Origin of the sequence: Thermoleptolyngbya sichuanensis A183, from assembly GCF_013177315.1 — a bacterium.
Classification (GTDB): Bacteria; Cyanobacteriota; Cyanobacteriia; order Elainellales; family Elainellaceae; genus Thermoleptolyngbya; species Thermoleptolyngbya sichuanensis.
This window is the reverse complement of record NZ_CP053661.1, coordinates 374,475-393,071: the sequence shown is the minus strand read 5'-3', so window position 1 is coordinate 393,071 and position 18,597 is coordinate 374,475. Positions and strand designations below refer to the sequence as shown.

20 protein-coding genes are annotated in these 18,597 nt (G+C 56.4%); 9 read left to right on the top strand and 11 right to left on the bottom strand.

Annotation, left to right across the window (positions count from 1 at the left end; genetic code table 11):
* Window positions 1–64: 64 nt before the first annotated feature.
* Window positions 65–823, bottom strand: coding sequence for a lysophospholipid acyltransferase family protein (locus HPC62_RS01780; RefSeq protein ID WP_172353486.1), 759 nt, complete (start codon window positions 821–823; stop codon window positions 65–67).
* 267 nt (window positions 824–1,090) lie between these two features.
* Window positions 1,091–2,161 (bottom strand): undecaprenyldiphospho-muramoylpentapeptide beta-N-acetylglucosaminyltransferase, encoded by a 1,071-nt coding sequence (gene murG, locus HPC62_RS01775; protein ID WP_172353485.1) that lies wholly within the window; start codon window positions 2,159–2,161, stop codon window positions 1,091–1,093.
* Window positions 2,162–2,353: 192 nt separating this feature from the next.
* Between murG and HPC62_RS01770 the strand changes: the two genes are divergently transcribed.
* Both HPC62_RS01770 and ndhL read left to right on the top strand, forming a co-directional pair.
* Window positions 2,354–3,331 carry a nuclear transport factor 2 family protein gene (locus HPC62_RS01770; protein WP_172353484.1) on the top strand — a complete coding sequence of 326 codons (978 nt, stop codon included), beginning with the start codon at window positions 2,354–2,356 and terminating at the stop codon, window positions 3,329–3,331.
* 306 nt (window positions 3,332–3,637) lie between these two features.
* Complete coding sequence (gene ndhL / locus HPC62_RS01765) at window positions 3,638–3,874, top strand: NAD(P)H-quinone oxidoreductase subunit L (RefSeq protein WP_172353483.1); 237 nt, start codon at window positions 3,638–3,640, stop codon at window positions 3,872–3,874.
* A 323-nt stretch (window positions 3,875–4,197) separates the two neighbouring features.
* Here the strand turns inward: ndhL and HPC62_RS01760 are convergent, their stop codons facing one another.
* Window positions 4,198–4,413, bottom strand: coding sequence for a DUF4278 domain-containing protein (locus HPC62_RS01760; protein WP_172353482.1), 216 nt, complete (start codon window positions 4,411–4,413; stop codon window positions 4,198–4,200).
* 248 nt (window positions 4,414–4,661) lie between these two features.
* On the opposite strand from HPC62_RS01760, the gene HPC62_RS01755 reads away from it, so the two are divergent.
* The gene (locus HPC62_RS01755) at window positions 4,662–5,144 is read left to right on the top strand and encodes a GNAT family N-acetyltransferase (RefSeq protein WP_172353481.1); all 483 of its coding nucleotides are present in this window, start codon (window positions 4,662–4,664) and stop codon (window positions 5,142–5,144) included.
* 62 nt (window positions 5,145–5,206) lie between these two features.
* Here HPC62_RS01755 and HPC62_RS01750 read toward each other — a convergent pair whose 3' ends face one another.
* Window positions 5,207–7,051 carry an ABC transporter ATP-binding protein gene (locus HPC62_RS01750; protein ID WP_172353480.1) on the bottom strand — a complete coding sequence of 615 codons (1,845 nt, stop codon included), beginning with the start codon at window positions 7,049–7,051 and terminating at the stop codon, window positions 5,207–5,209.
* Between the two features lie 289 nt (window positions 7,052–7,340).
* On the opposite strand from HPC62_RS01750, the gene cax reads away from it, so the two are divergent.
* Complete coding sequence (gene cax, locus HPC62_RS01745) at window positions 7,341–8,417, top strand: calcium/proton exchanger (protein WP_172353479.1); 1,077 nt, start codon at window positions 7,341–7,343, stop codon at window positions 8,415–8,417.
* Between the two features lie 141 nt (window positions 8,418–8,558).
* Here the strand turns inward: cax and HPC62_RS01740 are convergent, their stop codons facing one another.
* The 3 genes from HPC62_RS01740 to HPC62_RS01730 form a co-directional block, all read right to left on the bottom strand.
* Complete coding sequence (locus tag HPC62_RS01740; RefSeq protein WP_172353478.1) at window positions 8,559–9,284, bottom strand: hypothetical protein; 726 nt, start codon at window positions 9,282–9,284, stop codon at window positions 8,559–8,561.
* A 49-nt stretch (window positions 9,285–9,333) separates the two neighbouring features.
* Window positions 9,334–10,206 carry an actin-binding WH2 domain-containing protein gene (locus HPC62_RS23290; RefSeq protein WP_390820409.1) on the bottom strand — a complete coding sequence of 291 codons (873 nt, stop codon included), beginning with the start codon at window positions 10,204–10,206 and terminating at the stop codon, window positions 9,334–9,336.
* Between the two features lie 268 nt (window positions 10,207–10,474).
* Entirely contained in the window at window positions 10,475–10,966 is a 492-nt protein-coding gene (locus HPC62_RS01730; protein ID WP_225906708.1) for a tetratricopeptide repeat protein, read from the bottom strand.
* A gap of 210 nt (window positions 10,967–11,176) precedes the next feature.
* On the opposite strand from HPC62_RS01730, the gene HPC62_RS01725 reads away from it, so the two are divergent.
* Both HPC62_RS01725 and HPC62_RS01720 read left to right on the top strand, forming a co-directional pair.
* Window positions 11,177–12,655 (top strand): CHASE2 domain-containing protein, encoded by a 1,479-nt coding sequence (locus HPC62_RS01725; protein WP_172353477.1) that lies wholly within the window; start codon window positions 11,177–11,179, stop codon window positions 12,653–12,655.
* Between the two features lie 125 nt (window positions 12,656–12,780).
* On the top strand, window positions 12,781–14,055 hold the full coding sequence (locus HPC62_RS01720; protein ID WP_228721688.1) for an MFS transporter: 1,275 nt from the start codon (window positions 12,781–12,783) through the stop codon (window positions 14,053–14,055).
* Between the two features lie 52 nt (window positions 14,056–14,107).
* On the opposite strand, the gene hisIE is transcribed toward HPC62_RS01720, so the two are convergent.
* From hisIE to HPC62_RS01705, 3 genes are all read right to left on the bottom strand, one after another.
* Entirely contained in the window at window positions 14,108–14,752 is a 645-nt protein-coding gene (gene hisIE, locus HPC62_RS01715; protein ID WP_172358721.1) for a bifunctional phosphoribosyl-AMP cyclohydrolase/phosphoribosyl-ATP diphosphatase HisIE, read from the bottom strand.
* Window positions 14,753–14,893: 141 nt separating this feature from the next.
* A complete protein-coding gene (locus HPC62_RS01710; RefSeq protein WP_172353476.1) occupies window positions 14,894–15,094 on the bottom strand; it encodes a hypothetical protein in 201 nt (66 codons plus the stop codon).
* A 57-nt stretch (window positions 15,095–15,151) separates the two neighbouring features.
* A complete protein-coding gene (locus HPC62_RS01705; protein ID WP_172353475.1) occupies window positions 15,152–15,475 on the bottom strand; it encodes a 2Fe-2S iron-sulfur cluster-binding protein in 324 nt (107 codons plus the stop codon).
* Between the two features lie 338 nt (window positions 15,476–15,813).
* Here HPC62_RS01705 and HPC62_RS01700 point away from each other — a divergent pair, with 338 nt between their 5' ends.
* Entirely contained in the window at window positions 15,814–16,986 is a 1,173-nt protein-coding gene (locus tag HPC62_RS01700; RefSeq protein ID WP_172353422.1) for a transposase, read from the top strand.
* A 43-nt stretch (window positions 16,987–17,029) separates the two neighbouring features.
* On the opposite strand, the gene HPC62_RS01695 is transcribed toward HPC62_RS01700, so the two are convergent.
* On the bottom strand, window positions 17,030–17,215 hold the full coding sequence (locus HPC62_RS01695) for a hypothetical protein (protein ID WP_316791091.1): 186 nt from the start codon (window positions 17,213–17,215) through the stop codon (window positions 17,030–17,032).
* A 131-nt stretch (window positions 17,216–17,346) separates the two neighbouring features.
* Between HPC62_RS01695 and HPC62_RS01690 the strand changes: the two genes are divergently transcribed.
* Together HPC62_RS01690 and HPC62_RS01685 are read left to right on the top strand one after the other, a co-directional pair.
* Window positions 17,347–17,904 (top strand): DUF2854 domain-containing protein, encoded by a 558-nt coding sequence (locus HPC62_RS01690; protein ID WP_172353474.1) that lies wholly within the window; start codon window positions 17,347–17,349, stop codon window positions 17,902–17,904.
* A 164-nt stretch (window positions 17,905–18,068) separates the two neighbouring features.
* Window positions 18,069–18,404, top strand: coding sequence for a DUF2605 domain-containing protein (locus HPC62_RS01685; RefSeq protein WP_172353473.1), 336 nt, complete (start codon window positions 18,069–18,071; stop codon window positions 18,402–18,404).
* Window positions 18,405–18,597 lie beyond the last annotated feature (193 nt).

The following is an 18,597-nucleotide window of genomic DNA, read 5'->3' as shown; positions in this document are numbered from 1 at the left end:
GAAACCGGTCGCGGTGGAAGAAGTTATAGTGGAAGAATTTGCAGAAAATCTTGCTACTCCGCGCCTAAGCCGCCATTTCAGACTTGTGGGTGGCTATCAGGCTCCGAGTTTCTGGGCTGGGGCTGAGGCGCTCTAGCGCATGGCGGAGATCGGCAGTCAGCCGTTTTGCCCCCTGCTTGGGCGGCTCCTGGAGATAAGGCTCAACTCGGATGGGGGCACCAATGTTAATCGAAACCTGACAGCCCCACCGGGGAAGCGGCTCGTCGTAATGCAAATGAATCGGTACGACCTGTAGGCCCAGTCCGGGCTGGCTTTGTTCTGCCTGGAGGGCGAGGCGAGCCAGCCCAGGCTTGAGCGAATGCACCAGCCGATCGCGGAAAATGCCGCCTTCTGGGAAAATCACCAGCATTTCGCCCTGCTGCAACAGTTCTAGCCCAAACCGCAGGCTGGCAACCCCTGGCTGGCGGGGATTGACCGGAAAGCCGCCCAAGCGGCGAATGAACCAGCCCTGAAGCCCTTTCACTTCGTCGGCCGTCACCATGAATCGCGGAAGGCGACCTGTGACACTTGGCCCAGTGGCATGGGGAACGAGCAGCGCATCCCACCGCGCCCGATGGAGCGGCGCAAGGATGACCGGCCCTTCAGCAGGCAAGTGGTGTTGCCCATGAATCTCGATTTTGCCGAAGTAGGCCGGCAGCAGCAGGCGATTCCCCAAAGGATAGGCGATCGCCGACAGCCAGGGCGACACCTTTGAATTCACTTTGCTTTCTCGATTTGTGACAGAGGCAGTCAAAGGGTCGTCGGTTGGGCGATGTAAAACCATAGAGCAGGAAAAAACCAGCAAAAACAGCAGGGATGATTTGGATTGAGCCAAAAACTAAGCTCTGCGTTCGCCTGCCTGCACCAAGTTCGACGGAAGAATGCTCCCGATCGCGCTATGAACCCGATGCAAGCGAGGGCAAAACGCAACTGTTCATAGCTTAGGGCGATCGCCCTTGGAACTGATCTCCCAAAAGGACAGTTGTGAGGGTGTCCTGTTGAAACTGGTGCCAGACTTATGGTTCACATTTGGTTCACATTGAGCCAAAAACTATATGCCAACGGTCTTTTGAATGAGCTTGGCAAGCTGTTCGGCGCTGTCGGCGATCGCCAGTCGTCCAGCGGCTTCAGCCATTTCTGTCCGTTGGGGCGATCGCATCAGATCCAGCACCTCGGTCGTGAGCATTTCGGTCGTGAGATCCTTTTGCTGAAACACTTTGGCCGCACCCGCCCGGACGAAAGCAGCGGCGTTGACAGTCTGGTGGTCTTCGGCTGCGAAGGGATAGGGAATCAGAATGGCGGGCAGATGGGCGATCGCCAGTTCTGTCAGGGTGCCTGCGCCGGAGCGACTGATAGCCAAGGTTGCCCGATGGAACAGCGCCGCCATGTTGTCATAAAAGGGCAGCGCCAGATATTGCGGGTGGCTGAGGCTTTTGGCATCGGGGTCCGAGTCGCCTGTCAGATGGACGATCCAGAAGCCTGCCTCAAACCAGGCGGGCGCACACTCGCGCACCAAGCGGTTCACCGCCACTGCGCCTTGGCTGCCACCGACAACCACAATCAGCGGCACGTCATCGGGAATCGGCAGTTGCAGCGGCGGCAGGGCCGAGGGCGCGAGTCGAAAAGCGTCGCGCACGGGCGTTCCAACGTGAACCGCCTTGGCGCGGGGCAGCCGCTGGATCGTCTCCTCAAAGCCCACTGCCACGACGCTGCACCAGGGACTCAGCAGCCGCGTCACTTTGCCAGGTAGGGCGTTGGATTCGTGCAGAACTGTGAGCAACCCAAGCGATCGCGCTGCCAGGATGGCCGGAGCCGCAATGTAGCCGCCTGTGGTAAACACGCCCTGAAAGTTGCCCTTTTGCAAGAGCGATCGCACCTGCACCACCGACCCCAACAGCCGCGCCAGGGTCTTTAGCGTGCCCAGGCCCGGCTTCCCCTGAAAGCCCTCCACCTGAATCGTGTGCAGGGGATATTTTCCTGGCACTAGCTGCGTCTCCAGACGGTTGGGCACGCCCAGCCATTCGATATGGCAGGGAGTCTGATGACGGGAGAGTTGCTCAGCGGTGGCGATCGCCGGAAACAGGTGTCCGCCCGTGCCGCTGGCCGCGATCAGGAGCTTCATGGAGGGTGGGGTGGGGTGGGGGTGGGTTAGGAGAAGTTCCGGATTTCGTGACGAACAGCGTGGATAGCGTCTACACTGTGTCTGGAATTGCAGCGCCTCTAAAATTCAGTGAGTTGCTCGAAGGTTCTAGGTTTCGAGCGTGGCTTGAGAAAGGCTTGCAGCCCAAACGTTTTAGTATCCTACCCCATCCTTATGCAGAAACCCCCTGAATTTCCATTGCCCCAGATGAATCGCCTGAATGGGCTATTGGTGCGCCCCGTCGGGCGGGCAGTAGCTTTGCGGCTGGGCCTGACGCGCCGAGACTGGCGGCGGGCAAATTTGGTGATTCCGGCGGTGCTGCTGGGGGTGTTGCTCAGTTGGGCGGGTCGCGTGGGGGCCCAGACTCCACCTGCGCCGGCGGAGCCTGCTGCACCCGCGCCCGCTGTGCGGCCTGCGCCGGAGGAACTGACGGAGGCGATCGCCCGCTTGGATGCCGCCGCCAGCAGCCGCAACCTGCGAGATGTGATGCGCCTCTTCAGCCGCAACTTTACCCATGCCGACGGGCTGACCTATGACACACTCAGCACTGCGCTCCAGCGGTTTTGGCAGCCCTACCGCAGCCTGACTTATCAAACCGTGCTGGATTCCTGGGAGCGGGATGGCAATGCGCTGGTTGCCAACACCACCACGACGATTACAGGCACTCGCGATATCAACGGACGCATCGTGACGCTGAATTCCGTGATGTCTACGCGCCAGCGCTATGAAAACGGACGCATTGTGTCTCAATCAGTGCTATCCGAGCGTACCGAAGTCTCCAGTGGAGATTTTCCGCCCAGCGTGCAGGTTCAGCTTCCGGCGCAGGTGCTTGTGGGGCAAAGCTTTGATTTTGACGTGATCGTGCAGGAGCCGCTGGGCGATCGCCTCTTGCTGGGCGCAGCCATTGAGGAAACTGTGAATGCTCAGGGCTATCTCAGCGCCGCGCCGTTGAACTTGGAACTGCTGTCGGCAGGGGGTTTGTTCAAAACGGGGCAGGCTCCTGCGCTACCGAGCGATCGCTGGATTACCGGCGTGCTGGTTCGCGAAGACGGCATTGTGCAGCATACTCGTCGTCTGCAAGTCGTGGATGATCCGTCCCTGATTACCACGCCAACGCCTGCGCCGCGCCGCCGCCTGCCTCGCCTGCGATAAGCAATCCTCTGAGCTTTGAACCGGCAGCTTTAGAACCGGCAGCCTTAAACTGGGTCATTGCGCTGGCAGAGGATCTGCCTCCCGCAGAGCCATCCTGCGTTCCAAGCCTGATTACGCCCGAAGCGCTCATCATCCAAAATTCTTATGGAACCTCTAGGGAAAACGAGTTGCCCGGTCACGGTTTTCACAGATTAGAGGCGATAGAATTTGGAGAGCTTAGGTTAAGCTTCTTTGGCAAGCTGCCCTGCCCGCTTGTCTGCTGCAAGCCAAAATCGCGAAACTATCGAAACCCAAAATCGAAAGCCGATGCTCACCATTTCCGACTCCTTGCCGCTGGTTCCCCTGCTCTATGTCGCGCTGGCAGGTGCTTATCTGCTGGCGCTACCGCTGCTGACGATGCTGTATCTCAAGCAGCGGTGGTATACGGCTGGCTCCATTGAGCGGCTACTGCTCTATTTCCTGGTGTTTTTCCTGTTTCCGGGATTGCTGCTGATCAGCCCGTTCCTCAATTTTCGTCCCGAAAAGCGACAGTTGGAAACTTGATAGAAATCTGAACTGAATGCCTGAGGGGGGATTAGCGGCTTTGGTGACGCAGATAAGCTGAGGCCGCCGTAACGGTTGTGACAGTGACAGTGCTTGCCGAGGATCAGCGGCTTTTGTGACGCAGATAAGCTGAGGGGTTGCCAGGTAATTTTTCAGCCTGTCTGATACGATCCAAAAGTAACACTGGGTCAGTTGAGATAAGGAAGAGCGATCGCCAGTGAGTGAAAGTGCGATCGCTCCAAGTGCAGCTAGATTTGGTTAAGTCAGGAGAGAGTCGCTAGGCAGACCAAGCTGAGAGATCCTGAAGTAGATCTAGTGAAGCTTTAGAGGGCGATCGCCGCTGTGTTGCTGAAGAGAGGAGCCGCTTCAGGGCGATACTGTGCGCCACGATAGGTGAGGTTGACGAAAGGCTGAACTGGCAGTTCAGAGGAGTGGCGCATCGTCATCTCAGCGCCGCGATAGTGTCCGTAAAAAGATTGGCTGGTAGCAGGCAGTTCGGCGCAGGGGGTATATTCGGTGCCGCGATAGGTCAGTTGCATGGTTGTGTCTCCTAGAGGGTGAAGCGGGGTGCGCCTCGTTTGATGTCTCTGTTATACGGCGATCGCCTCTGGCAGCGCGATACTGAAAAGTTATGGACTTATCGCCCCTACGACTCCTTAACTTTTCCGCTCGCCTGATGGAACAGCGCTAACCCCTCTTTTTAGCTGAGCTTCTTTGCCTGGGGTCTCTTTAACTGAGTCTCTTTGCCTGAGCCATGACTGAGCCATGACTGAGCGATGACTGAGCAATGGACGCAATCTACAAAACCTTTCGGATTCGAGATTGGCAGCCAGGTGACCGCGCCGTTGCTGCCGAGCTAATTTACACGGTGCTGGCGGAGTACGGACTCGGCAGCGAACCTAACGGAGCCGACCAGGACGTGCTTCAGGTGGAAACGGCGTATTGGGCAACGGGTGGCGAATTTTGGGTGGTGGAGCAAGCGAGCAGCCTCGTCGGCACGGCGGGCTACTACCCCATTCGCCGGGGTGAAAATGCCGTCGAGATTCGCAAAATGTACCTGCATCCCAGCGTGCGCGGCCAGGGCTTGGGCAAGTTTTTGCTGATGGAACTGGAGGGGGCGATCGCCCGCAGCGGCTATACGCAAATCTGGATCGAAACCGCCAGCGTCTTGAAAGAAGCCGTCCTGCTCTACGAGCGACAGGGCTACGAACCCGCCAGTGGGGTAGAAACCGCAAGGTGCGATCGCGTCTATGTGAAATATCTCGCTTGAGATTGCAGGCGCATCATCCTTGCAGGCGGATTGCGTTTGGCAAACCACACCAAACCACGCGCTTAACCTTCCAGCATTTGCAGCCGATACAAACTGGCATACAACCCGTTTTGTGCCAGCAGATCCTCATGGCTGCCCGATTCCACCAGTTGTCCTCGCTTCAGCACCAGAATCCGGTCCACGCTGCGAATCGTCGAGAGGCGATGCGCGATGATAATGGCGGTGCGCCCTTCTAGCAGAGTTTCCAATGCTTCCTGAATCAGGGATTCCGTACCCACGTCCAGGTTTGCAGTCGCCTCATCCAGCACCAGAATTGGCGGATTGCGGATGGCAGCCCGCGCAAAGGCTAGAAGCTGCTTTTGCCCACCCGACAGGTTTGTGCCGCGCTGCCGCAGCTCTGTGTTGTAGCCTTGGGGCAACTGCTCGATAAATTTTGCCACGTTCGTCTGCTCTGCCGCCCGCTGGATGTCCGCCATTGAGTAGTTTTCGCCCAGCGCAATATTGCCCTTCACATCGCCCGCAAACAAAAATCCGTCTTGCAAAATTACCGCCATCCGCCGCCGCAGTTCTGCCTGGGGCATTTCGCGAATGTCTATGCCATCCAGCAGAATGCGCCCGCTCGTTACTTCATACAGCCGACACAGCAGGCGAATGATCGAGCTTTTGCCCGCGCCCGTCGGCCCCACCAGCGCCACCTTCTCGCCCGGAGCAATGGTGAAGTCCAGATCGCGCAGCACCAGTTCATCCGCTTTGTAGCCGAAAGAGACGCAATCGAATCGGATTTCGCCGGGGGTTTGGGTAGAAGCAGGGAAAACAGACGGGACTCCTTGCTCCCCGACCTCCGGATCGCGGATTTCGATTGGCTCGACCAGGATATCGCTGACTCGCTCCAAGGCAGTAAAGCCTGCCTGGATGGCGGTGAACTGTTCAGCAAATTCGCGCAGGGGATCGAAGAGGCGCTGGGCAAAGAGGATAAAGGACGCTAGGGTGCCAAACAGGAGGGACTGTTGCAGCACCAGCACGCCCCCCAGCCAAAGCACAGCGGCGATCGCCACGAGCGAAATCCATTCCAGCGTCGCCGACACCAGCGAGTCGAACACAATCGTGCGATCGACTTCTTTGATGTAGCGCTGGTTGATGGTGCGAAAGAGTTCGGCATTAAACGCCTCCCGCCGAAACAGTTGCACCACGTTAATGCCGACAATATTCTCTTGCAGCGTGGCATTGAGCGACGACAACTCTTCGCGGGCCCGATAGTTGGCCTGCCGATATTTCCGCTGAAAGTAGATTGTGAGGATGGTAATGGGAATCAGCATGGCAATCAGCATGGATGCTAGCCGCCATTCCAGCGTGAACATCGTCAGCGCAATTACAATGATGGAAAAAAGATTGCCGATGATCCCGATCGCTCCTGTAGAAAACACGTCACCTAGCGCATCTACATCACTGGTCAGGCGCGTAATCAGCTTGCCCACGGGAGTGCGATCGAAAAAGCGAGTGGCCAGCGACGTGACGTGGAAAAACAAGTCATTGCGAATGTCAGCAGTAATGCGCTGGCCCACCTTTTGCACTAGAAAACTCTGCAACCCATCGAACGTCAGCCGCACCACAATGGTGATTAACAACAGCACCACCAGCAGATTCAGCCCTTGTGCCAGGGTCAATCCCCGCAAAAAGCCTAGCACTGGCTCATTGCGAATCAGCGAAATCGCCTGCCCCACCAAGATCGGCTGCACCGCATCCCCAATCGCCGTCGGAATCAACATGATTAGCGAAATCAGCAGCAGCCGCTGATGCCGCATAGCGTAGGGCAGGAGCATCTTGAGCAGTCGCCAGTCCGTCGGGCGCTGGGGGCGACGGGTCGGGCTTCGCTCCCATTCGGAAGGGTCTGCGGAGGATGGGGTCATGGATTGGGGCAAGGTGAGAAATGCACAAGCTTAACTGTAGCGTAGTGTAGGGAGAGAATGATGGGTAAGGCAGGGAGGCGTGGGGATGATGAGATAGCACTCCGCCCGTCCCTTACCGTTCCTCAGTAGTGCTACGGATTCAGTGGCAGATGAAGTGGACGGAAGCGCCACAAACGCTCGGCGGTCAATCCAAAATCGCAAATCCAAAACAAAATCCAAAATCGAGAATCAACATTCTCCCTCCTAATCCCCGGCTCTATACCCCAACCAACCTCTTCCTCTCCTCTCTATGCTGCTCAAACGGTTTCCTGCGCTGGTGCTGCTGGTCTTTATCCCGATTTCGCTGCTGGCGCACGGGCAAGACTGGGGCGATGCGGCGGTGTTTGTGACTTCGGCGCTGGCGATCGCCCCGCTGGCCATCTTCCTCAGCCGCGCTACTGAGGAGCTAGCCCTAGCGCTGGGGCCAACGGTGGGCGGGCTAATGAATGCTGTGTTTGGCAATGCGACGGAACTGATCATTTCGCTGGCGGCCCTGCGGCGTGGGCTGGTGGATCTGGTCAAGGCGAGCATTACGGGCAGCATTTTGGGCGATTTGCTGCTGGTGCTGGGGCTGGCGATGCTGCTGGGCGGGCTGAAGTATAAAGAGCAATCGTTTGAGCCGATTGTGGTGCGGGTGAACGGTTCATCCATGACGCTGGCGGTGACGGCGATCGCCTTGCCCACGATTGTCATCAATACGTCCAACTTCGTGGATGCACAGGACATTGCCAACCTGTCGATCATTGTGGCTGTGGTGCTGATTGTGGTCTACGGGCTGACGCTGCTGTTTTCACTAAAAACCCACAGTTACCTCTACGACGTATGCAAGGCCAAGCAAGATCCACAGCTAGAGGAAAACGGGCGATCGCCGCTGTGGGTGTGGATAGGAGTGCTGCTGCTGGCGACAGTAGGGATCGCCGTCGAGTCGGAACTGTTTGTGGGCGTGGTGGAAGAGGTGATTGCCGACTGGGCGCTCACGCCGCTGTTTACGGGCGTGGTGCTGCTGCCGCTGCTGGGCGATGTGTCTGGCTATGTGACTGCCGTGCGCGTGGCGATGAAAAATAATATGGATTTGCCTGTGTCGGTAGCGATGGGGTCGAGCCTGCTGGTGGCGCTGTTTGTGGCTCCGGTGTTGGTGCTGGTGGGGCAGGCGATGGGGCAGCCGATGGATCTGGACTTCAACCCATTTGAGGCGATTACCGTGGCGATCGCTGTGTTTATCGTCAACTTGATCAGCCTGAACGGGCGATCGAACTGGCTGGACGGGACGCTGCTGCTGGCGACCTACGCGATTCTGGCGGCAGCGTTTTATTACCATCCGGCGTAGAGCCGTCCAGCATTCGATGACGCTATTCTCAGTCCACCCAGTATTCTTTGCTCAGGTCTACCCAATCGTTCACCCAGAAGTTCACCGAGACGTTTACTCAGGCGTTCACTCAGGCGTTCACTCAGACGTTCGCTCAGGCGTTCACTCATTAGACCATCGGTTCGAGAGAGATTCACTCGGCATGAACTCAGACAACTCCTGCTGTACGATGATCCCAATGCTCAACGCTTCAGTTAAAAACTGTCCATATTTATTCGCCGTTGCATTTTCCTGAAGCGTCTGTAACATAGCCAGATTCTGGGCGATCGCCTCTGCAAGTTCTGCGTGTTTGGCAATCATCTTCTGGTGCTTTCGCACAATCCTTTCGGTGGTCAGGGCGCAGATCAAACTGGAGCGAGTCGCATCCAGAGCCTGAAAAATTTCCTGTCGATCCACAGGTTCGTGATTGTTCGCCCGCACGGAATCCAACTCTTCCATTAGGGCGATCGCATCAATGATTTCGTTGTGTCGATCGACTTGATCGAGCAAATGCGAAAGCTGGCTCAACTGCTTTCCCTGCCGCCAGAGATAGCCATTCCACAGCGCAAACAAGCCTACGGCAATTCCCAGAGAAATCGCCAGGAATTTACCCAGATCTTCTCCGGTGAACCCCGGCAGATTTCGAGCAATCACCAAACTGACAGGCAGGCAAAAAATAATGGATAGCCCCAGCGTTAGCACTTCGCTCATCAAGAGCGATCGCAGCCGTCGCCGCGACCGCAGCACCGACGGACGAATCGCCCGCCCCATAAACGTGTCGCTAATATCCAGCCCCGTCAGGCGTTCGAGTTCATCCTCGGTAATCCGGAGGTTTGTCAGAGAAGGCATAGTGCCAGGGGTCGAGGGTTAATGCAAGCATTGAGCCAGAAGCCACGCGCTAGAAGCCGAGGAAATTAAGAATTATGTTAAAGACTGCGCTGTAAAAGTTGCCCTCGATCTGGCGGAACAACTGAAACGCTTGACCCGGTGCGCCAAAGAAGGGTCGAAGCGTCCAGCCCAACTGACTACCCACCAATGCATACAACACCAGCCAGAAGCGGAGCAACTTGAGGCGGGTGTTGAGCAGGTCGCTGTTATTTTGGGTAGCCAGGCTGCTGTGTTTGGCAGAAACCCGCACATCATCCGGTGGCGCAAAGTCTCGGAATTGGGCAGGGCGATCGCCCGCTTCGTCCAGTTCGTCTATCTTATCTAGTTCACCTGATTTGTAATAGGGATCATAATCGGGCAGTTCGCCCTTGGGCAGCCCCTCTGGCTGGAGTCTAATCGCATCCTGCTCTGCAAGCGATCGCATTCCGTGATAAAACAGCCGTATCCCTACCAGCCCAGTCAGCCCAAAGATGCCAACATTCAGCAGTTGGAAAAAGGTATAGTCATGAACCGAAATCAGGAAAAATAGCGTAATCGGCGCAAAGCTAAACAGCAGCACGCTGATGGTCGCCATTGCCGTCATCAACAGCGCCACGTACTGGCTAAATTTCAGCCGCGAACCAAACAGCACATCAAAGAAAAACAGCGTTGGCAGACAGATAGCCAGCGTCAGCAAATACAGCGCGGGCAGTTTAATCGCCGATGCAATCATCTGCATCCAACTGCTGGAGGAGCCGATAATGGCACCATAAATTGCGAAAAAGAAGCAGCTTGAAATCAGCAGCGATACGCTTTTGCGCTCGACTTTGAAATTGCGGCGAATATCGTCGATAAAATCTGGGCGATCGCGCAACAGAGACAGCAACACGGCAAAATGCTTCATCTCAGGAGCCTCCAGCGGCAAATCGCCAGGTTCAGAGTTTTTGGTCAAGGGATAGATGCTTCGTGCTGGAAATCGAGCCGGAAAGCACTACGGGGACTAATACGCATCAGGCAACAGGGATTCCGGAGAACCCGCCCATGACCCCTCAAGTCTTGATGGACTCTCAAGACCGAGTAAGCTACCGTTATCGAGTCGTAGCGCGTTTGAGCCAATCCCCCTTAAATCCCCCTTGGCTAAGGGGGACTTTGATTAGGGGGTCTTTTCTTACTTATGCCGAGATCAGTTTGCGCTTGAGCCAGATGTCTTCGCGGGCGTGGAGATAGCGCGGATCGGGGCTGAGGGCGATCGCCTGCTCAAAGTTTTCCAGCGCGTTGCCGTAGGCCTGCATTTCGGCAAATAGCAGCCCCCGGTTAAACCAGGTTTGATGATAGTCGGGCTGCATCGCCACGGCGCGGTCGTAGGAATCCAGCGCTTCGGCGTAGCGCTTCAGACCGCACAGGGCATTGCCACGGTTGTTCCAGGCTTTGCAATAGCTGGGGTCGAGGGCGATCGCCCGGTCAAAGGCTGCCACGGCTTCTGAAAATTGCTCCGTTTCGCACAGGGCGCAGCCATGTCCGTCCCAAAATTCCGGTTGGTTTTGATTGTGATCCAGATTCATCGTCATTCTTGCCTTGGGTGCAATAGGGTTTCGCAGGGTGCAGGGCGTATGGTTTGCAGGGTGGCGGTTCGCGGGTTCGCAATCCGCCCCGGCAATTCGCATTCATTCTGCAAATTCATTCTGCAAAAAATGGCAGTGCTCCTGGAGACGGCTTTCTAGCCAGCCCAAGTGTGGTTTTCTCCGCCAAATGCGGGCTTTGCCCATTCCGTTTGGCAGGACGTTGGGCCTCAATTCAGAATTTTCTCTGATCTCTGGCGCTTGTCCCCTAGACTCCGCCCTAGGATGAGAGGCAGTTCCCTTGCTGCATGTACCATGACTCCTCCATCGGGCGATCGCCTTTCGGGTTCAACGCGCAAACGGCTGAAGGCGCTACGGGCACTGGCGGCGACGCTGGGTGTGGCAAGTTTAGTCGTGACGGGAGCAGTTGTGGCGGTGCGTCAGTTGGGGCTGTTGCAAAGCACCGAGTTAGACACCTACGATGCGCTGGTGCGGCGATCGCCCGATCTGGGGCCCGATGAGCGGCTGCTGGTGGTGGGCATTTCCGACCAGGATATTCAATCGCTGAGCCAGCCCGATATCCACGACGGCACACTGGCAGAAGCATTGCAAAATCTGGAGCAGGGGGAACCGCGCGTGATTGCGCTGGATGTGGGGCGCGACTTGCCTGTGGGCGAAGGGCGAGAGGAACTGCTGCGCGTGCTGCAACAGAGCGATCGCATCCTTGCTGCCTGCACCCTCACCAAAGCCAGTGAACCCAGCCTTGCGCCGCCCCCCAGTGTGCCCGACGAACGGGTAGCCTTTGCCGACCTGCCCTTCGACCCCAGGGGCATAATCCGCCGCGCCAGCTTGGTGATTACCGATCCGCTGCGGCTGCCCCAGGAAACGGCACACCGCTGCAACACGCCCGCCGCCGACAATCCGCTGGTCTCTCTGGGCTTGTCAATGGCGCTGTTTTACTTGCAGGACGAGAATATTACCGCTGCTCCTGCCCCCAACGGCGAAATTCAGTTGGGTCAGGCATTGCTGAAACCCCTGGCAGCAGGACAGACCGCAGGGTATCGGCGTACAGGCGCGACGGACTATCAGATTATGCTGCGCTATCGCTCGGCGCAACATGCCGCGCCCGTAGTCAGCCTGATGGAGGTATTGCAACACCAGGTGCCCCCTGATCTGATCCGAGATCGCATGGTCATCATCGGCTATACCTCTAGTATCAAGAAAGACCTGTTTCAAACGCCCTACAGCGGCGACCGCGACGGCGGCGAACCCACCCCTGGTGCGATCCTCCATGCCCAAATTGCCAGCCATTTGGTCAGCGCGGCCAAGGGAGAGCGGGCCCTGGTGTGGTATTGGCCGCTGGCAGTGGAAATGCTCTGGATGCTGGGCTGGTCGCTGGTGGGCGGGGCGATCGCCTGGTTGATTACCAAAGCCCACTGGTTCCTGATTGCTGAGGGCGTGGCGGTGCTGGTGCTGGCGGGATTGTCGTACCTGCTGTTTCTGCAGGGCGGTTGGGTGCCCCTTGCGCCAGCGGCGATCGCCCTCCTCAGTACGGCCCTTGCCGTCGTCATCCTGGATCGCGCCACCAAAGGTGGCTACACCGAAGCCCTGTTCGAGCAAATGAAAGAAAAAGTGCAGGGCGTGATCAAGCCCACCGTCGAAATCGACCAGGAAAAACGCGCCCGCCAAGTCGCCGAAATCACCGAAAGCAGCTACTTCAAAGACCTCCAGCAGCGGGCCCGGGAGATCCGAGAGCGGCGGGCGCGGGAAGGCGAAGACAGCGGGAAGGCATGATGGGATAACCGGGAGGCCGCTCTAAGCGCCATCTCCAACCTCCATCACTTCCGCCAAGCAGGGGATGCATCCCCTTGGTGGGGAACCCTACACTACAGAGGTTCTTGATAAATGCGGTGGAGAGAGTGTTGGCACGAAAACTGGCGGGGTGGTTGCCGGATCTGGATTTTCGGGTGTGGATTTTGATTGCGGGGCGGCTGCTGTCGCAGGTGGGAACCGGATTCACGCTGTTCTATGCGCCGATTTTCTTTGTAAACCGGGTGGGGCTGTCGGCGACGCTGGTGGGCGTGGGGCTGGGGGTCGGGGCGATCGCCGGAGTGCTAGGGCGCGTCTTGGGCGGGTCGTTTGCCGATTCCCCAAAGATTGGGCGACGGCGGACGCTGCTCCTGTCGGCAGCGGTGTCGGCAGCGGCTTCGGCCATTCTGGCGGTCACATTCGACTTCCCCACCTTCCTGATCGGCAACCTGCTGATGGGACTGGGGATTGGGCTATATTGGCCAGCCACCGAAACGGTCGTCGCAGATTTGACCACCATCGACCAGCGAAACGAAGCCTACGCGCTGGCGCGGCTGGGCGACAGTCTGGGGCTGGGCGTGGGCGTGGCGCTGGGCGGCGGGCTGATTGCAGCAACGGGTTCCTATCGAGCGCTGTTTGTGATCGACGCAATGTCCTACGTCATCTTTTTTGGGATTGTGTATCGGGCGATCGCCGAAACCCGCAATCCCGCCCAGGCGCATCAGTCCATGCTGAAAAGCTGGAAGCAGGCCCTCAGCGACGGCAGTCTGCTGATTTTTACCGTGGTGTGTACGCTGTTCACCACCTATCTGGCGTTGCTCAACAGCGCCTTGCCGCTTTACTTCGCCAACTTTGTGCCGACTGCGGCGGGACGCGGATTTTCCACCAGCACCATTAGCGTTTTGTTTTCGAGCTATGTGGCGCTGACAGCACTGACGCAGCTTCCGGTGATTCGCAAGCTGCAAGGACTAACTCAGCCGCAAATGCTGATCGTGTCGGCGATGTTTTGGGGCGCGGGGTTTGGGCTAGTTTGGGCGACGGGTATAGCGCGAGTGATGCCGCTGGGCTGGGCAGTGCTGGCGCTGGTGCTGATGGCGATCGCCACGGCTGCCTATACCCCAGGAGCCGCCTCGCTCGTCGTTGCGCTGGCTCCAGCAGAATTGCGTGGAGTGTATCTTTCGGTCAATTCACTCTGCTGGGCAGCGGGCTACTTCATTGGCCCGGTTCTGGGTGGTTGGGCGATGGATGGCACGGCTCAACTCGCACACGGTTTCTGGATCGCCTGCGCCGCCAGCATTCTACCTTCCATCTTGACGCTGCAATATTTGGATAACCGGATTCGCCAGGAAGGACGACACTACCGCCGGAGTGATGTGGGGCGCTAGGGTGATGTGGGGAATCCACGGCTGCCTTAGTACGCGATTTAGAGTACGCGATTTAGCGGCGGCGTTCCTGCAATTTTTGATACACCGCTCGCAGATCTACGTTATGGTGGGCCAGGGCAACCAGCGTATGGTAGAACAGGTCGGCTACTTCTCCGGCGATCGCTCCTGGGTCGTCATCTTTGCAGGCCATCACCACTTCAGCGGCCTCCTCGCCAATCTTTTTGAGAATTTTGTTGTCCCCACCTGCCAACAGCTTGCAGGTGTAAGAGTCTGGGTTGGGATGATCGCGGCGATCGCAAATCACCTCAAACACCTGCGACAGCGTATCAGCGGGCGGAGGGGCGATCGCCCCGTCGATTTGATGAAAACAACTGCGCTCCCCGGTATGGCAGGCAACGTCGCCCACCTGTTCCACGCTCACCAGCAGCGCATCGCTGTCGCAGTCATATCGCAGCGCCTTGACGTGTTGTAGATGCCCAGAGGTTGCGCCTTTGTGCCACAACTCGGCGCGAGAACGGCTCCAAAACCAAGTTTCGCCCGTTTCGATAGTTTTTTGCAGCGACTCGCGGTTCATCCACGCCATCATCAGCACCGTGCCATCCAGATAGTCCTGCACAATAGCTGGCACCAGCCCCGCCTCGTTATAGTGGATCTGATCTAAAGGAATTGGAGAGTCCTGCGCCTGTTGCCCAATCATGACCGCCACCCCGTCGTGCGTCAATTTGTGTCAATTTGTAATTGATCGATGCTTGTAGATCACTTGTAAATCAATGGTTGTGATCGATCAATTCCTGTCGAAAATTCTGTCTAAGCTATCTAAACTAAAAGGATTTAAAAGTCATGACGGGACAATTACAACCGCCTCGACGTGGGCAAGCTGGCGATTCCCGTAGGGATTGCTTCGCGAATCGCCCTCCACCCGCGTCACCGCCCACCGCAGCGGCTCACCGTAGGCCAGCAGAGCTTGGGCGATCGCCGTCTGCAACTCGCCCAACTCGTCGCCCAGATGAACTTCGATCGCTACCAACTCAAGCCTCATTGCCAGCCCCAGTCCGCTAAATCCTGACTCTCGGTTTCTGATGCCGATGCTCAATCCCTATTTTTGGAACTGACCAAACTGCAATTCATATACTGTATCTTCCTTCTCCGTCTCCAGTTTCAAATCCGATCGCGGATAGGCAACACAGAGCAGCGCAAACCCCTGAGCTTGCAGTTCCGGGCTAATGCCCATGCCGTCGCCCTGCTCCACCGTGCCCGATAGCAATTGCGCGGCACAGGTTGTGCAAACCCCCGCATTGCAGGAGGACGGCAGCTCCAGTCCGGCAGCGGCAGCAGCAGCAAGCACGGTTTCATCTGCTGAAACCGTAATCGTGTGGGAGTTTCCCTGGTGAAGAATTTCAACCCTATAAGTGTCGGTCATGATGACAGTCGTGCGTAACGTTAGAACAGGTAGGAGGAATGGGTTCTTGCAAGACGCGCTAAGTGGGCTGACGTGTTAAAAGCCGAAGCTTGGAAACTAGCCCTAGGCAGTGTCTTAAAACTTTCTAGGTTGTTGATTGCCTTGAGTTGATCCCCCTAAATCCCCCTTAATAAAGGGGACTTCCGGAGTGGTTCGGCTCGGTTCCCCCCCTTTTTAAGGGGGGCTAGGGGGGATCGAAGCTGCTTGACTGACAAAACAGGTTAAAGCTGGAACGAAAGCCATGCGGGAAGCAGAGCATGATTTAGGCTGAGAAGTAACCACACAAACCAGTCAAATCAATGTCACCGACTTCCCGTCTTTATGATGCGTTGAATGATTTTCTGCGTCAATGCGACATTCAGTGGCAGGATGCTCGCCATCTGCAAACACTGTGCTGGATGATCATTGGCATGATTGGAAGCCAAAACGTTCATCTCAATGGATTTGGGGTGTATGTGAGGAGTCGCGCTCAAATGGCTCAATCCCACCAACGCCGGTTTCGCCGCTGGTTGTCGAATCGGCGGATCAATGTCGCGTCCGCTCATCATGCGCTGATTGGGCAGGCTCTGTCCAACTGGCAGACCCAACGACTCTACTTAAGCCTCGATACAACGGTCGTATGGAATTGTTTCTGCATCGTCTGGGTCGCAGTGGTGTACCGAGGAAGAACGGTTCCGGTCGCTTGGAAAGTGGTGGCGCAATCAAGCAGCACCGTCAGGTTGTGGACGATTCAACGGGTACTGCGGCAAGCGCAACGGCTGATGCCCGAGGGTGTCGCGATTGTCCTTTTGGCAGACCGAGGGTTTGCCGATGGCAAGTTGATGAAATACCTCCGGGAGAATCTGGGTTGGCATTTCCGCATCCGCATCAAACGCTCCTTCCAATTTCAGCACCAAGGGCAGTGGCGCCAGGTATCGTCGGTTCAATTGCAACCAGGACAAGCTTACTTTACGCCTGCAGTGTCGGTGGGTAGAACAAAGCCCTACGACAATGTTTACCTTGCCTTTGCCCACGACAAACTCAGCAGCGAGAATTGGACAATTGTGAGTGATGAGCCGACGAACTTGCAGACGTTTGCCCAATATCGACTGAGATTTCAGGTGGAGGAGTCGTTTTTGGATTTGAAGTCCAACGGGTTTAATCTCGAAGCCTCCAGACTCAGAGACAAGGTTGCCCTTTCCCAGTTGTGTGGGGTAATCGCCTTGACGATGCTGTTCTTAGTTCTCCAAGGGGTGCAAGTGGTCGCATCCGGCAAGCGTCGCCAAGTCGATGCTCACTGGAAGCGCGGCATGAGTTATCTCAAGCTGGGCTGGAATTGGATTCGGCTGGCTATCACTCACCAGTGGAAGATTCACGTTTATCAGTTCCTCTCCTGTTCACCTGACCCTCAACCTGCCATCGCATCAAGGCGACAACACGATGACTCCCTAAAGCGTGAATTCACTGTCCTCAGCCGTATTCCAGCTTCTTAGTTTTGTCAGTCAAGCAGGGGATCGAAGGGTTTTAAAGCACGCCCTAGCTCAGTTCAGCGTCGGGAAAGGTGCGCTTAAACTCATCAATCAGGTCGTCTAGCTCTTCTAGCGCCTGGTTAACATCGATCCGCAGCGTCCCCAAATCTGGCTGCTCTAGCAGGCGCACGAGTGAGTCGCGCTTGCTCATCAGAAACTTGAGGCGATCGCGCAAAACTTGAGCATCCAGCATGGGAAATAAACTCCTCAATAAACTCCGAAAACTCCGAAACAACTTTCGTTCAGCTAGACACAAGCTTCATCCTATCAAACCCTTCCAACAATGTTGAATAATTGTTAACAACCCTTTCATCTGTGGTGGCTATGCTTGGACGTATTTCGCTAGGGACGGTCGGACTGGTCGTGGGCGGTTTGCTTACCGTGGTAGGCTTCATTGCCTATTTTTCCAGCAGCGCCACGCTCAATTTGGTAGGGTTTTTCTACGGAATCCCCCTGCTGTTGGGCGGGCTGGCGCTGAAAATTTCCGAGTTGACCCCAGTTCCATACTCTCAGCCGCCTTCGGCTGCTGCCTTGGCGCTGCGCGATCAGCAAGCAACCGAAACCCAGCATCAGATTCGCAAGGACGTGACTCGCTATCGCTACGGGCAGTCAGCGCATCTCGATAGTTCGCTAGAGAGCCTGGGGCTAGAGCCGACGGACGATGAGCGCCCGGTGCTGGTCGCCCTACGGGAAGAAGATCGAGACGGAGCCTATGCACTCGTTCTGGAATTCGAGTCTGAATATGTTTCGCTGGAAAAATGGAACAGCAAGCGGGAAAAGATTGAGCGATTTTTTGGCCCAGGGCTGCGCGTCGAGATCAGCCAGCCCGGTGAAGATTACATCGATGTGGCGCTGATTTCGACTGGAGCAGCCCAGGCTTAGCCTTCCGGGTTAATCCCCCAAAGCTAATCCCCTGACCTAAACGCAAGCAAGCCCCGTCCGGTTGTAAATTCGATCGGGCGGGTCTGACTTTATGTGTCAAAAATTGTTGCGAAACGTAAATCACGTTAAGATTACAGGATAAAGTTATATACAGTTAACCCTCTATGTCTGGTTCAAGTACACCGGAACCCGATTTGCTGAAAGCCCTATTAGAGCCTTTGCTAGAGGACTTTCAGTATTGGTTTGAGCGATCGCAAACCCTGCTAGAATCCCAGCCCATTTCGTTTCTCAGCAATGAGCAACAGGCAGATTTATTAGCGCGAGTTTTGCAAGCTCAGCGAGAGGTGCAAACGGCCCAACTGCTCCTTAGGGCAACAGATGGGAAGGTGGGTGTAGAGGCAGCCGTCATGGTTCCCTGGCACTCGCTGGTAACGGAGTGTTGGCAGGTTTCGAGTCGTTTTCGTCTAGAGCGGATTCAGTCGCAAGACTCAGAGCCTTGAGGATTTCGCTGAGCGATTCCTCGGCAGTGGAGACGGGTCTGAATGCACTTATATTCTGAGCGTCGTTGGTGTGCTGCAATGGTGTACTGCAATTATGAGAGAACCTGAGAAGTTTGTGTCTGCTTGTTAAGCATCTGACGATTCAACTTAAGTTGCTCGACGGGTTAATTGCTCTGACTGCTCAAAACTTTCA